Here is a 13,549-nt window from a genome sequence, read left to right on the forward strand (position 1 = left end):
TCCGCAAGGAGACATCATGTCAAAGACAATTCAATGCATCTCGCCCGTCGACGGGGCGGTTTATGCCGAACGCGAAGCGCTGAGCCATGTCGATGCGCAACGGGTGGCCGATCTGGCGCGGGCCGCCCAACCCTCTTGGGTCGCGCGCCCTCTGGCCGAGCGGATCGCGCTGGTGCAGGCCGGGATCGCTGCGCTCAACGAGACCTCCGAGCAGGCCGTGGAGGAGCTCGCCTGGCAGATGGGCCGCCCAACCCGCTATGGCGGCGAATTCGGCGGCATGAATGAGCGCGCGGCCTATATGGCCGAGATCGCCGAGGCGGCGCTGGCCCCGATGGTGGTCGAGGATAACGACACGGTGCTGCGCCAGATCGCGCGCGAGCCGATGGGTGTCGTTTTGATCATCGCGCCGTGGAATTATCCCTATATGACGGTGATCAACGCGCTGATCCCGGCGCTGATCGCGGGCAATACGGTCGTGCTCAAACACGCAGCCCAGACGCTGCTGGTGGGCGAGCGGATCGCGCAGGCCTTCCACGCGGCGGGCGTTCCCGAAGAGGTGTTCCAGAATGTGTGTCTCACGCATGACGTGACCGAGGCGCTGATCGGCGCACGCGCCTTTGATTTCATCAATTTCACTGGCTCTGTCGGCGGCGGGCGCGCGATCGAGAAAGCCGCGGCGGGCACCTTTGTGGGGCTCGGGCTGGAGCTGGGCGGCAAGGATCCGGGCTATGTGGCCGAGGATGCCGATCTTGACGCGGCGGTGTCGGGGCTGATGGATGGGGCGCTCTTCAACTCGGGGCAGTGCTGCTGCGGGATCGAGCGGATTTACGTGCATCAAAGCCTCTATGAGAGCTTCGTGAACAAGGCCATCGACTGGGCCAGCGCGCTCAAGCTGGGAAATCCGTTCGAGCCCGAGACCACGCTGGGCCCGATGGCCCATACCCGCTTTGCCGAGGTGGTGCGCGGCCAGATTGCCGATGCAATCAACGAAGGCGCGACGCCGCTTCTGGACCCGGCGATGTTCCCCGCCGATGATGGGGGCGCCTATCTCGCACCGCAGATCCTTGTCGATGTGAACCATGAGATGCGGGTGATGCGCGAGGAAAGCTTCGGCCCGGTCGTGTGCATCATGGCCGTGAAAGATGACGAGGAAGCCATCGCCGCGATGAATGACTGCGATTACGGGCTGACCTGTTCGCTCTGGACGGCGGATGCGGGGCGCGCGCAAACCATCGCGGAACGTCTGCAAACCGGCACCGTCTTCATGAACCGCTGCGACTATCTCGACCCGGCACTGTGCTGGACCGGCTGCAAGGAGACCGGGCGCGGCGCCTCGCTCTCGGTACTGGGTTACCACGCGCTCACACGTCCGAAATCCTACCACTTCAAGAAGGTGTCCAAATGAACACGCCTGTTGCCAACTGGTCCTATCCCACGACGATCAAATTCGGTGCGGGCCGCATTTCAGAGCTGGCCGATCACTGCAAGGCCGCGGGCATGCGCGCGCCCCTTCTGGTGACCGACAAGGCGCTGGCGGCGCTGCCGATCACCGCGCAGGCGCTCGATATCCTCGATGCGGAGGGGCTTGGCCGCGCGGTGTTCTCGCAGGTCGATCCGAACCCGAACGAGGCCAATATGGCCGACGGGATCGCAGCCTTCAAATCGGGAAAGCATGACGGTGTGGTCTGTTTCGGCGGCGGCTCGGCGCTGGATCTGGGCAAGATGATTGCGCTGATGGCCGATCAAACGCCATCCCTAAGCGTCTGGGATCTTGAGGATATCGGCGATTGGTGGACCCGTGCGGACGGCGCCAAGATCGCGCCGATCGTAGCCGTGCCCACCACCGCTGGCACCGGCTCTGAGGTCGGGCGCGCAGGCGTTCTGACCAATTCCGAGACCCATAAGAAAAAGATCATCTTCCACCCCAAGCTGCTCCCCACCGTGACGATCTGCGATCCGGAACTGACGGTCGGCATGCCCGCCTTCATCACCGCAGGCACCGGGATGGATTCGCTCGCCCATTGCCTTGAGGCCTATTGCTCGCCGCATTATCACCCGATGAGCCAAGGCATCGCGCTCGAAGGGATGCGGCTTGTATTCGAGAACCTTCCCAAGGCCTTTGCGACCCCCGGCGATCTGGTCGCCCGGGCCCATATGATGTCGGCGGCTGCGATGGGCGCTGTGGCATTTCAGAAAGGGCTGGGCGCGATCCATTCGCTCAGCCATCCGGTCGGCGCGGTCTATGGCACCCATCACGGCACGACCAACGCAGTCGTCATGCCGATGGTGCTGGCGTTCAACCGCTCGGCCATCGAGGAACGGATCACCCGCGCGGCCGCCTATCTGGGGATCGCGGGCGGGTATGAGGGCTTTGTGGCCCGCATCCTTGCGCTGCGCACCGAACTGGGCATCCCGGCCTCGCTTTCCGAGATGGGCGTCGCGGCAGACAGGCTTGATGAGCTGACCGAAATGGCGCTGGAAGATCCGTCCTGCGGCGGCAATCCGATCGAGATGACGCGCGAAAATACCCGCGCGCTTTTCGAGACCTGCCTGTAAACGCGCCTGAGTTCTCGCGCCCGAGGCGCGGCAAGGATGCAACCCTAGGCAACGAAATCGCCCTCGCGCCGCGCGCGGGGGCACTCCAAGCTCGCAAAGCCTACACTTCTTCGCTAGGAAGAGTGCAAAGAGACAAGACGGCTTTGGGGACAACGCATGGAACGGATCACGGGCGGAGCAGCCATCGCAGCACTTCTTGCGGGAATGGGGTTTGCAGTGCCAGCAGGCGCCGAAGACCAGCTCGCGTGGAGCATCGGCACATTGGGCGCACCCGGTGCCATCGACACCCCCACCGCCGAAGCCTTCCGCGATGGCGAGCTGGTCGGCTCCGTCTCGGGCTATTCCGACAGCCAGCGCGGCAATTTCTCGTTTCAGGTCTTTCCGCGACTGACCGCCACGATGCGCTTCTCGCGTGAGAAGGGTCTGGGCGCGGGCGGCGATACGCTGAAGGATCGCAGCTTCGATCTTCACATGCTGGTGCTCAAAGAACGCGACTGGCAGCCCTCCTTCGCCATCGGCCTGCGCGATATGTTCGGAAATGCCCGCTATGGCTCGGAATATATCGTAGCCAGCAAGACACTCACACCGCGCCTGCGCGCCTCGCTCGGCTGGGGCTGGGGACGGCTGGGATCTGGTGGCTCGGGCGGCGGCACACGCCCCGCGCCGAATCTCGACGGCGGGCTCAACAACGACGCGTGGTTCAAGGGCCCCTCCGCGCCCTTCGCCTCGGTGATCTGGCAGGCGACCGACAAGATCCGGCTCAAGGCAGAATATAACGACGACGATTATGCCGCCGAGGCCGCCGCCAACGGGTTCGACAACAAGACACCGCTGAATTTCGGGATCGATTATCAGATCAATTCGATGGCTTCGGTTTCGGGCTATGTGCTGCATGGCTCCAAGGTGGGCGTACAGTTTAACATCGCGCTCGATCCGCGCCAGCCCGCCGCCCCCTCGGGTCTTGAGCGCGCGCCGCTCCCCGTCAAGCCGCGCCCCTCGCGGGCGAGCGATCCCAGCGCCTATGCCACCGATTGGGCCCAGGATCCGACCGCGCAACCCGCGATCCAGAAATCCATCGGTGATGCGCTCAAGAAGGACGGGCAGGTTCTTGAGGCGATGAAGCTGACCCCGCACAGCGCCGATCTGCGGATCTCGAACGAGACCTATCGCTCGAACCCGCAAGCTATCGGCCATGCCGCGCGGATCGCAAGCCGCGCGCTGCCCGCCTCCGTGGACACGATCAAGGTCACGCTGATGGAGGGCGGCATGCCCGCCTCGACCACGACGCTCAAGCGCTCGGATATCGAGCGGCTGGAGAACGGCCCCTCGACGAAGATCGCGGCCGTCGCGAAAATCGGCGAGGCCGAGCGCGGCAATCAGGGCTATGTGACCACGCCGGATGTCTATCCGCGTCTGCTCTGGGGCATCGCGCCCTATCTGGAGCTGTCGCCCTTCGATCCCGATAACAGCCTGCACGCCGATGTGGGCGTGACGCTGAGCGGGCGCTATGAATTTGCGCCGGGCCTCGTTGTGGCGGGCGCGCTGCGCCAAAAGGCCATCGGCAATCTCAAGGACAACCCGGAGCGCTCGACCTCGACCGCGCCGCATGTGCGCAGCGATATTTACGAGTATCAGCGCCATGGCGATCTGACCGTGCCCTACCTGACCTTCGCCTCCTACGGGCGGCCTGCACGCGATGTCTATTCGCGCGTCACGGTGGGTCTGCTGGAGCGGATGTATGGCGGCGCCTCGGGCGAACTGTTGTGGAAACCCGTCGACAGCCGTCTGGCGCTGGGGGCCGAGATGAACTGGGTCAAGCAACGTGACTTTGACCAGCGTTTCTCGTTCCGCGATTATGACACGGTCACGGGCTTCCTGTCGGCCTATTACGATTTCGGCAGCGGCCTGACGGGTGAGCTGGATGTGGGCCGCTATCTCGCCAAAGACTGGGGCGCCACGATCACGCTGGATCGCGAGCTGGCCAATGGCTGGAAAGTCGGCGCATGGGCCACCTTCACCGACATGTCGACCAGCGAGTTCGGTCCGGGCAAGTTCGACAAGGGCATCCAGATCACGATCCCGCTTGGCTATGCCACCGGCATGCCGTCGCTCAAGGAATTCACCACCACGCTGCGGCCCTATGTCGGCGATGGCGGCGCGCGGGTGAATGTGAACGGGCGGCTCTACGAGACGATCGAGGGAAGCCATCAGGGCGGACTCTACGAGGACTGGGGGAGGTTCTGGCGATGAACCGGGGCATCCTGGGCACCGCCGCCCTCACCTTCCTTCTGGCCGCGTGCAGCCATGACAGCGCAGGTATCCAAGAGAAGAAATCCGGCGGTGTGAAGATGGTCACCTCGGCGCTTGGCAAAGTGCTTCCGGGCAAGAAGGAGACGGCCACACAAGCTGCGCCCTCCGATCCCAATGCGCTGGCCGCAGCCGCGCTGCAATCGCTCAAAGGCCCGGTCATCATGGTGACCTTCGAGGCCAACAAGACCCCGATGATCGGCGCGATGCGCGGCGAGAACGGCACGATGCGGACGTATCAGACGCCCAGCAACCGGGCCTTCGTTATGCGCAACGGGTTGCTGGCCGGCACGCGCGGCTTTGGGCGCGATCTGATGTCGGCTGATACGCAGGCCGCAGATCGGCTGATCCGTAGCACCACCGCAGGCACCGCTCAGCGGGTCTACCGCTATCTCGATGGCGGCGGGGCCGAACGCCCCCTGCCCGTCTCCTGCACGATCACGCCCGGCGCGACCGTCGACATCGGTCCGGTCAAGGCACGGCAGGTGGCCGAGCATTGCGAGGGATCGGGCGCTCGCCTCGATATGAGCTATCTGGTGGCAGGCGGCACGATCTTGCAATCGCGCCAATGGGTCGGTCCCGGCCTTGGCTATGTGACGATCCAGCAATTGCGCAACTGACGGCACAGCTTGACTGCGCCCGCAGCCTCGCTCCTGTGAATGCAGGGCGGGGCCATTGGCTTGGCCAAATGAGGCCTGCCCGGTCTGCGCGTGTTCAGAGACATCGATCTGAGAACCACTGCCCGCCCCGGCAGGCCTCGCCGCGCACTCGGAGCGTTGGCGATTCGATAAGCTTCCCTGCGCGCATGAAAAAAGGCCGGAGCGTCTATACGCCCCGGCCTTCTTTAACTTTGCGTGTCGTCCGAACTTAGTTGTTCGACGCGGCGACTGCGACTGCAACGAGCAGCAGAACCGGGATGATGATCGCCGGGTTCGACGACGACGACTGCTGAACCACAACGGGCTCGGGCTCGACAACGGGAGCGACATAGCCGCCCGCGAATGCTGCGGAACCGGTGAGGCCGAGGGCCAGGGCGATGGTAGCGATCTTTTTCATAGTAATCTCCGTCATTACCGATAGGAGCCGCCCAGGATTTGGCAGCATCGTGGTCGAGATTTGCATAGGTTCACGATGTTGCAAAGAGTAAAACCAGAGCGCCCTCACGGGCAGCGCGTGACTGTTGCACTTTGGCATGCATGTGGCGGGAATGGCGCATCTTTCAGCCATTTTCCGAATGCAAGGAACCGCTTGCCGATTTGTGCGAGCGCGGATTCCTCTAAAGAAATCTGTCACTTCCCGCATCAGCCTGTCTGTGAGGGGTTCTAGCGAGAAGACTCACCAAACCCAAATCACGACAGACCGCTTTGCGATAACGATCCAGACAGAAGTCGCGCACAAAAAAGCGCCGCGCAGGGAACAAACCTGCGCGGCGCGTCGAAGCTTAAAGCCCCAGGCAATGGCGCATCACCGCCTTTTGGGCATGCAGCCGGTTTTCCGCCTCGTCGAAGATCACCGATTGCGGCCCGTCCATCACGGCGCTGGTGACCTCATCGTTGCGATGCGCGGGCAGGCAATGCATGAAGAGCGCATCGGGATTGGCATGCGACATCAGCTCTTCGTTGACCTGATAGCCACGCAGCTGATTGTGGCGCCGCTCCTTGGCCGATTCCGGGTCATGCATCGACACCCAAGTATCGGTGACCACCAGATCCGCGCCATGAACGGCCTTGACCGGATCGCGTTCAATCGTGATCGGCCGCCCCCGCTCCTGCGCCAGATCCAGCCAGGCCCGCTCGGGGTCGAGCGGCGGCGGGCCGGTGAAGGTCAGATCGAAGCCGAATTGCAGGCTGGCATGAGCGAGGCTGGCAAAGACGTTGTTGCCATCGCCCGACCAGACGACTTTCTTGCCCGCGATCGGACCATGCCGCTCCTCGAACGTCATCACATCCGCCATGATCTGGCAGGGATGGGTGCGGTTGGTCAGCCCGTTGATCACCGGCACAGAGGCGTATTCCGCCATCTCGAGGAGGGTTTCCTCTTCGAAAGTGCGGATCATGATCAGATCGACATAGCGCGACAGCACCCGTGCGGTATCGGCAATCGTCTCGCCATGGCCCAGCTGCATATCCGAGCCCGAGAGCACCATCGTCTGCCCGCCCATCTGGCGCACGCCCACATCGAAGCTGACGCGGGTCCGGGTCGAGGGTTTCTCAAAGATCAGCGCGACCATATGGCCCGCAAGCGGCTGCTCATCATCAGGCGCGCCTTTGGGCCGGGATTTGCGCGCGCGTTTCATCGCAATCCCCTGATCGATCATCGAGCGCAGGGCTTCGGGCGGGGTGGTGTGGATATCGAGGAAATGTGTCATCGTACAGGCTTTCAATGCGGATCGCCGGGGGCTGTCTGCCCCCGGACCCCCGAGGATATTTTCGTCAAGAGGAAGATCAGGTCTCGAGTTGCGTGGCTGCAGCATCGAGGCGCTGGACGGCCTCTGCGAGATCCGCCTCGGAGATGTTGAGCGCAGGCAGCAGGCGCAGGACATTGTCTGCCGCCGGGACCGTGAGCAAGGCCTGATCATAGGCGGCGGCCACCAGATCTGTGGGCGCACGCTTGCATTTGAGCCCGAGCATCAGGCCGGTCCCCCGCACGCTTTCGAACGTGTCGGGATGGGCCGCGATCAGTCCTTCGAGCTTCTGACGCAGGAAGCCCGCGCGAGCATTGACCTGTTCGAGGAAGGCGGGATCGGTGACGATCTCCATGACCTTGCCGCCCACAGCGCAGCCCAGCGGGTTGCCGCCATAGGTCGAGCCATGGGTGCCCGCGACCATGCCGGAGGCCGCCTCTTCGGTGGCCAGCACCGCGCCCAGCGGGAAGCCCCCGCCGATGCCCTTGGCGACCATCATGATATCGGGGGTGATGCCCGACCATTCATGGGCAAACAGCTTGCCGGTACGCCCGACCCCGCATTGCACCTCGTCGAAGATCAAGAGCGCGCCGGTCCGCTCGCACAGATCGCGCAGCCCCTTGAGACATTGATCGGGCACCGGACGGATACCGCCCTCGCCCTGCACCGGCTCGATCAGGATCGCCGCGGTCTTGTCCGAGACAGCCGCGGTGAGCGCGTCGTGATCGGCCCAAGGCAATTGCGTGAAGCCGGGCAGCAGCGGGCCGAAACCCTTGACCATCTTTTCGGCATGGGGGACGGCCGAGATCGCGCCGGTCGAGCGGCCATGGAAGGCACCCTCGAAGGTGATGATCTCGGAGCGGTCCTCGCCCTTGGAGGACCAATATTTCCGCGCCATCTTGATTGCGAGCTCCGCCGCCTCGGTGCCCGAATTGGTGAAGAAAACGGTGTCGGCAAAGCTGTGCTCGACCAGCATCTCCGCCAGCTTCTCCTGCTGCGGGATCTGGTAGAGGTTGGAGACATGCCAGAGCCGTTGCGCCTGCTCGGTCAGGGTGGCCACCAGCTCGGGCGCTGCGTGGCCCAGCACGTTCACCGCAATGCCTGCGCCCATATCGAGAAATCGGCGGCCATCGGCGGTCTCCAACCAGGAACCTTCGCCTTTGACGAAAGCAAGCGGCGCGCGATTATATGTCGGCAGGACAGAGGGGATCATCTCTTGGGTCTCCGGGAAAAGGAAGGCCAAGGGGTGCAACAGGCCGCGTGTCCTGTCAACACTCATGGCCTTCGGTCAGCGATTTGGGAAAGTGGCTCAGGCCACGGCAGATCGGACGTCAGGCGCGTGAGCGGCGGCGTCGGGGAGCTGTGATATATGCAGTCCGTGCGATCATGGCGGCAAGCATTAGCCGCGCGCCGGGGCTGTGTAAAGTCCCAATGCGCGCGGCTTTTGTGCAGATCAGGCTTTCATCCGGTAGCCGATGCGCAGCCAGTACCAAGCCAGCGCCAGCACCAGAACGATTGCCGGGCCCACGACCGCCACACCATGCCAGGGCGAGCTGTCCGAGACACCCAGGAAGCCGTAGCGCGCGCCGTCGATCAGGTAGAAGACCGGGTTGTAATGGGTCAGGATCTGAAAGCCCGGCGGCAGTGCTTTGGCCGAGTAGAACGTGCCCGAGAGGAACGACAGCGGGGTGATGATGAAGTTGGTGATCGCGGCCATCTGGTCGAATTTCTCGGCGAAGACAGCGGCGAGGATGCCAAGCCCGCCCATGAAGGTCGCGCCCAGCACGACCCATGTGATTGCCCAGAACGGATGCGCAATCCCCTGCCCCAATGCGAGAAAGAGACCAAGTGCGATCACCACCGCCACCAAGAGGGAGCGCGCGATGGCACCCACAAGATAGCCCACGAGGATCTCCCACGGGGCCAGCGGCGGCATCAGAGTGTCGATGATATTGCCCTGCACCTTGGCAATCACGATCGAGCTGGAAGTGTTGGCGAAGGCGTTCTGGATCACCGTCATCATCAAGATGCCCGGCGCGATGAAATGCAGGAAGTCCACGCCCATCACGGGCGCACGCCCCTTGCCGAAGGCCAGAGCGAAGACCGTCAGAAACAGCCCCGCCGTGATCAGCGGCGCGAGCACCGTTTGTTGCCAGACCGCCATGAAGCGGCTGATTTCGCGCTGGCCGAGGCTGCGCATTCCAAGCCAGTTCACCGCTCCGAAGCGGCGTATTCCGATCTCTTGCATGAGTATCTCCCGTCCTTGAGGCGCATCTAGCACGCAATCTAGACCTGTCCAACGCGCGCGCCCTTGAAAATCGTGGTCCGCGATTGTATCTGTGCGCCTTCGAGTTAAAATGCGATCAGCACGCATGTCAGGCGCCGCACAGGCGGAGCCCGAGAGAAATGAGAGGCACCCCATGTCCTGGACCGATGAACGCGTAGAGCTGCTCAAGAAGATGTGGTCCGAGGGCCAATCCGCGAGCCAGATCGCCAAGGAGTTGGGCGGGGTGACGCGCAACGCGGTGATCGGCAAGGTGCATCGCCTTGGCCTGTCCAACCGCGCAGGCGGTGCCGCCGAGCCTGCCAAGCCCGAGCCCAAGGCAAAGCCTGAAAAGGTCGAGACCAAGCCCGCAAGGCCGGCCGAGCCCAAGGTCGAGGAAAAGCCCGCCCCTGCAGCAGCCGCGACCGCCAAGCCCGAGCCCGCTCAGCCCGCGACACCCTCGCCTGCCCGCCGCGCGATCATTCCCGCCGGTCAGCCACTGCCGCCGCAGCCTTCGGCCAATGAGATTGACCCGGCCGCGCTGGCCAAGGTCGGCGAGGTCGAGAAACACGCCAAGAAGCTTGGCCTGATGGAGCTGACGGAGCGCACCTGCAAATGGCCGATTGGCGATCCGGCCACCGAAGATTTCTGGTTCTGCGGTCTTCCGAGCCAATCGGGCAAGCCTTATTGCGAGGCGCATGTCGGCGTGGCCTTCCAGCCGATGAGTTCGCGCCGCGACCGCCGGCGCTAAGCGGTGGAGCGAGGGGGCTGTCTGCCCCCGGCGCTGACGCGCCTCCCCCCGAGGATATTTTCGTCAAGAGGAAGTGAGGGGCCGTGCGAGCGGGCAACCTCCACACTGCGAGGCCTGCGATGAGCACCAACCCACCCGACCTGCGCCCCGATCTGGCGCCCCGCGCGCGGATCGCGGATGCCCCCCGTCCCGGTCAGCCGGTGATCGGGATGGTCTCGCTTGGCTGCCCCAAGGCGCTTGTCGATAGCGAGCGGATCCTGACGCGGCTGCGCGCCGAGGGCTATGCGATCTCGCCCGATTACGCGGGCGCCGATGCGGTGATCGTGAACACCTGCGGCTTTCTCGACAGCGCCAAGGCCGAGAGCCTTGAGGCGATTGGCGAAGCTCTGTCCGAAAATGGGCGGGTGATCGTGACCGGCTGTCTGGGGGCCGAGCCCGATTACATCACGGGCGCGCATCCCTCGGTGCTGGCGGTGACCGGACCGCATCAATATGAGCAGGTGCTCGATGCGGTGCATGGCGCGGTGCCGCCCGATCCCGACCCTTTCGTCGATCTTTTGCCCGCGACCGGCGTATCGCTGACGCCGCGCCATTACAGCTATCTCAAGATCTCCGAGGGCTGTAACCACAAATGCAAATTCTGCATCATTCCCGATATGCGCGGGCGGCTTGTGTCGCGCCCGGCCCATGCGGTGATCCGCGAGGCTGAAAAGCTGGTCGAGGCGGGTGTGCGCGAATTGCTGGTGATCAGCCAGGATACCTCGGCCTATGGCGTGGATATCAAGCATGCTACGGCGCGCGACCATCGCGCCCATATCACCGATCTGGCGCGCGATCTGGGGTCTTTGGGCGCTTGGGTGCGGTTGCACTACGTCTATCCCTATCCGCATGTGCGCGACCTGATCCCGCTGATGGCGGAGAGCCATGAAAACGGTGGCGGCGTGCTGCCCTATCTCGATATCCCGTTCCAGCACGCGCATCCCGATGTGCTCAAGCGGATGGCGCGGCCCGCGGCTTCGGCGCGCACGCTGGACGAGATCGCGGCGTGGCGGGCCACGTGCCCCGATATCACCCTGCGCTCGACCTTCATTGTGGGGTATCCCGGCGAAACCGAGGCCGAGTTCCAGTATCTGCTCGATTGGATGGATGAGGCGCAGCTCGACCGGGTCGGCTGTTTTCAGTATGAAAACGTGGACGGTGCGCGCTCCAACGCCCTGCCCGATCATGTGCCCGATGAGGTCAAGCAGGATCGCTGGGACCGTTTCATGCAAAAGGCGCAGGCGATCTCCGAGGCGAAGCTGCAAGCCAAGGTCGGCACACGCCAGCAGGTGATCGTGGATTCGGTGGATGCCGAGGGGGCGACCTGCCGCACCAAGGCCGATGCGCCCGAGATCGACGGCAACCTCTTTATCGACGAAGGCTTCGAGGGGCTCGCACCGGGCGATCTCGTGGATGTCGAGGTTGACGAGGCCAGCGATTATGACCTTTGGGGGCGGTTGGTCTAGGCCACCCCCTCCCCTCCGCGTCGCGTCGCGTCGATCAGACGGCACCGTCGGTGTCGATATGCACCACCGTGCCGCAATGTTTGCAATGAACCGCGTCGGCGTCATGCAGGCTCAAGCCGCAGGTCTCGCATTCATGACGGATCTTGGTGGGCCGGAACAGCACCTGCGCGAGACGCAAAAACAGCGTCACGCCGAAGATCATGATGAGAACCGCGAGCATCCGCCCCCATTCGCCTTTCGGGGTGATGTCGCCGAACCCGGTTGTCGTCAGCGTCGTCACGGTAAAATAGAGCGCATCCGAATAGTTGTCGATCTGGGGATTGATCCGCACCTGCGTCGCATAGATGAACCCGGTCATCACGAAGAGAAAAACGCACAGGTTAATCGCGGCCAGCACGACCTCTTGGTTGCGGCGGAAAAAGGCAAAATCCGCACGCAGCCGCGCGACAAGCTGATAGGTGTGCAACAGCCGCAAGGTGCGCATGATCCGCAGAAAGCCAAGCCCTTCCCCGGCAATCGGCGCAAGAAACGAGGCGATAGCCACGAGATCCGCCAAAGTCGTCAACTGCGTCCAGAAGCGCCATTTCCCCTTGGTGATCGCAAAGCGCGCGGCGAAATCGCATACGATCACCAAGCCGATCAGCGCATCCACCCATTCGATCCAGATTTGGCCCGGGAAGAACGAGCTGACGATCACGAAGCAGATCGTGATCAGATCGAAGCCCAGCAGCGCATAACGGAAGCGATGCGCCTCAGCGCGATCAGAGTCGTAGAGCGTTTTGAGAAGGTCGAGCATTGCAAATCCTATCGGTTTCTCGACCGATAGCTGGTTTGCCCGGCTCTGGCAAAGGCGGTGGAGAGCCGACCGGCAGCAAGCGCGTGGCCCTGAATCTAGAAAGCGGCCCCCGGGGGGGACCGCTTTTCGGGCGCGCTACACTCGGATCCAACGGGGAGCCGACGCTGCGCCAAGGCACTGGTTACTCGGTGTGAGCGCGATCAGCTCGCAGTAGCGTTATCGATCACGTAGCTCACGTCAGTCATGTTGTCGTTTTGAGCCGACTGATTGATCCGCTCAAGCTGCGCTTGGGTGAAATCGGTCGGGTTCAGGTTCAACTCCTCAGCAAGCTGGGTTTTGCCCTGATTGGTTGCACCAACGCCGGGGCCACCGGGCAGACGGTTTTCGTGGTTGACGTAGAAGTTCACCTGCGAGATGTCGCCGTCGCGGGCGGCCCGGAGAATGTTTTGCAGCTCGTTCGCGCTGTAGCTGTCGGGGTTGATATTACCCAAACCTGCGAAGGTTTGCAGCTGAGCGGCCAGCTGGGTTTTGCCCTGATTGGTCGCGCCGAGCGTCGCGGTATCAGATGCAACCGAATGGACATACATGGGCGGAGCGATGACGCCATACTGGCTCGTTTCGGCAGATGCCACGCCAGCGGTGCCAGCGGCCAGAGCGAAAGCCGCGAGAGCGGTGTAAACAGAATTGCGGGTCATGATGACCTCCTTGGGTGATAGTTAAAATCTCGGCGGCGCTTCGTCGCCAGTGATCCTGATATAGGACAACAATTTCGATAGATAACCGCAAAAATAAACCAGAACTTGTGCGATAATGCGCATATATTTTGGGAACCAAATCCGACAGACGATTTGCGCTAAACCTCTGAAACGGAGCGCATTATCAGGAAACATCTTCGTCACGTCCGCGGCTCTGCGGACGCGGAACGCCCACTGTGCAAGGTGCGATGCCAAATAGTAGAAAGCGGCCC

The 13,549-nt window shown here is 63.1% G+C and carries 12 protein-coding genes; 6 read left to right on the forward strand and 6 right to left on the reverse strand.

Going from position 1 to position 13,549, the window contains the following annotated elements; genetic code table 11:
* The first annotated feature begins 16 nt into the window (after positions 1 to 16).
* The 4 genes from DL1_RS02425 (at position 17) to DL1_RS02440 (ending at position 5,483) form a co-directional block, all read left to right on the forward strand.
* Complete coding sequence (locus DL1_RS02425; protein WP_038061932.1) at positions 17 to 1,405, forward strand: aldehyde dehydrogenase family protein; 1,389 nt, start codon at positions 17 to 19, stop codon at positions 1,403 to 1,405.
* Complete coding sequence (locus DL1_RS02430; protein WP_038061935.1) at positions 1,402 to 2,556, forward strand: iron-containing alcohol dehydrogenase; 1,155 nt, start codon at positions 1,402 to 1,404, stop codon at positions 2,554 to 2,556. Before DL1_RS02425 ends, DL1_RS02430 begins: the two co-directional genes overlap by 4 nt.
* Positions 2,557 to 2,712: 156 nt before the next feature.
* A complete protein-coding gene (locus DL1_RS02435; protein ID WP_038061938.1) occupies positions 2,713 to 4,806 on the forward strand; it encodes a YjbH domain-containing protein in 2,094 nt (697 codons plus the stop codon).
* Entirely contained in the window at positions 4,803 to 5,483 is a 681-nt protein-coding gene (locus tag DL1_RS02440; RefSeq protein ID WP_038061941.1) for a YjbF family lipoprotein, read from the forward strand. Before DL1_RS02435 ends, DL1_RS02440 begins: the two co-directional genes overlap by 4 nt.
* A 247-nt stretch (positions 5,484 to 5,730) precedes the next feature.
* Here the strand turns inward: DL1_RS02440 and DL1_RS02445 are convergent, their stop codons facing one another.
* The 4 genes from DL1_RS02445 to DL1_RS02460 form a co-directional block, all read right to left on the reverse strand.
* Positions 5,731 to 5,919 carry a hypothetical protein gene (locus DL1_RS02445; protein WP_074854709.1) on the reverse strand — a complete coding sequence of 63 codons (189 nt, stop codon included), beginning with the start codon at positions 5,917 to 5,919 and terminating at the stop codon, positions 5,731 to 5,733.
* A 385-nt stretch (positions 5,920 to 6,304) separates the two neighbouring features.
* Entirely contained in the window at positions 6,305 to 7,231 is a 927-nt protein-coding gene (gene argF / locus DL1_RS02450; protein ID WP_038061943.1) for an ornithine carbamoyltransferase, read from the reverse strand.
* A gap of 76 nt (positions 7,232 to 7,307) precedes the next feature.
* Positions 7,308 to 8,480, reverse strand: a complete 1,173-nt coding sequence (locus DL1_RS02455; RefSeq protein ID WP_038061946.1) for an aspartate aminotransferase family protein — start codon at positions 8,478 to 8,480, stop codon at positions 7,308 to 7,310.
* 240 nt (positions 8,481 to 8,720) lie between these two features.
* Positions 8,721 to 9,515: an ABC transporter permease gene (locus DL1_RS02460; protein WP_038061949.1), complete on the reverse strand. Its 795-nt coding sequence runs from the start codon at positions 9,513 to 9,515 to the stop codon at positions 8,721 to 8,723.
* Positions 9,516 to 9,687: 172 nt separating this feature from the next.
* Between DL1_RS02460 and DL1_RS02465 the strand changes: the two genes are divergently transcribed.
* Together DL1_RS02465 and rimO are read left to right on the forward strand one after the other, a co-directional pair.
* Positions 9,688 to 10,281, forward strand: coding sequence for a GcrA family cell cycle regulator (locus tag DL1_RS02465; RefSeq protein WP_038061952.1), 594 nt, complete (start codon positions 9,688 to 9,690; stop codon positions 10,279 to 10,281).
* Positions 10,282 to 10,400: 119 nt separating this feature from the next.
* Positions 10,401 to 11,786 (forward strand): 30S ribosomal protein S12 methylthiotransferase RimO, encoded by a 1,386-nt coding sequence (gene rimO, locus DL1_RS02470; protein WP_038061955.1) that lies wholly within the window; start codon positions 10,401 to 10,403, stop codon positions 11,784 to 11,786.
* A 34-nt stretch (positions 11,787 to 11,820) separates the two neighbouring features.
* Here rimO and DL1_RS02475 read toward each other — a convergent pair whose 3' ends face one another.
* Together DL1_RS02475 and DL1_RS02480 are read right to left on the reverse strand one after the other, a co-directional pair.
* On the reverse strand, positions 11,821 to 12,582 hold the full coding sequence (locus tag DL1_RS02475) for a potassium channel family protein (RefSeq protein WP_038061957.1): 762 nt from the start codon (positions 12,580 to 12,582) through the stop codon (positions 11,821 to 11,823).
* Between the two features lie 200 nt (positions 12,583 to 12,782).
* Positions 12,783 to 13,277, reverse strand: a complete 495-nt coding sequence (locus DL1_RS02480) for a hypothetical protein (protein ID WP_038061959.1) — start codon at positions 13,275 to 13,277, stop codon at positions 12,783 to 12,785.
* Positions 13,278 to 13,549 lie beyond the last annotated feature (272 nt).

Origin of the sequence: Thioclava dalianensis (assembly GCF_000715505.1) — a bacterium.
Classification (GTDB): domain Bacteria; phylum Pseudomonadota; class Alphaproteobacteria; order Rhodobacterales; family Rhodobacteraceae; genus Thioclava; species Thioclava dalianensis.

What these genes read in the sequence shown, in the direction of transcription:
- DL1_RS02425 (WP_038061932.1), top strand. Translation starts at nt 17, where the DNA reads ATGTCAAAGACAATTCAATGCATCTCGCCCGTCGACGGGGCGGTTTAT.
- DL1_RS02430 (WP_038061935.1), top strand. Translation starts at nt 1,402, where the DNA reads ATGAACACGCCTGTTGCCAACTGGTCCTATCCCACGACGATCAAATTC.
- DL1_RS02435 (WP_038061938.1), top strand. Translation starts at nt 2,713, where the DNA reads ATGGAACGGATCACGGGCGGAGCAGCCATCGCAGCACTTCTTGCGGGA.
- DL1_RS02440 (WP_038061941.1), top strand. Translation starts at nt 4,803, where the DNA reads ATGAACCGGGGCATCCTGGGCACCGCCGCCCTCACCTTCCTTCTGGCC.
- DL1_RS02445 (WP_074854709.1), bottom strand. Translation starts at nt 5,919, where the DNA reads ATGAAAAAGATCGCTACCATCGCCCTGGCCCTCGGCCTCACCGGTTCC.
- argF (WP_038061943.1), bottom strand. Translation starts at nt 7,231, where the DNA reads ATGACACATTTCCTCGATATCCACACCACCCCGCCCGAAGCCCTGCGC.
- DL1_RS02455 (WP_038061946.1), bottom strand. Translation starts at nt 8,480, where the DNA reads ATGATCCCCTCTGTCCTGCCGACATATAATCGCGCGCCGCTTGCTTTC.
- DL1_RS02460 (WP_038061949.1), bottom strand. Translation starts at nt 9,515, where the DNA reads ATGCAAGAGATCGGAATACGCCGCTTCGGAGCGGTGAACTGGCTTGGA.
- DL1_RS02465 (WP_038061952.1), top strand. Translation starts at nt 9,688, where the DNA reads ATGTCCTGGACCGATGAACGCGTAGAGCTGCTCAAGAAGATGTGGTCC.
- rimO (WP_038061955.1), top strand. Translation starts at nt 10,401, where the DNA reads ATGAGCACCAACCCACCCGACCTGCGCCCCGATCTGGCGCCCCGCGCG.
- DL1_RS02475 (WP_038061957.1), bottom strand. Translation starts at nt 12,582, where the DNA reads ATGCTCGACCTTCTCAAAACGCTCTACGACTCTGATCGCGCTGAGGCG.
- DL1_RS02480 (WP_038061959.1), bottom strand. Translation starts at nt 13,277, where the DNA reads ATGACCCGCAATTCTGTTTACACCGCTCTCGCGGCTTTCGCTCTGGCC.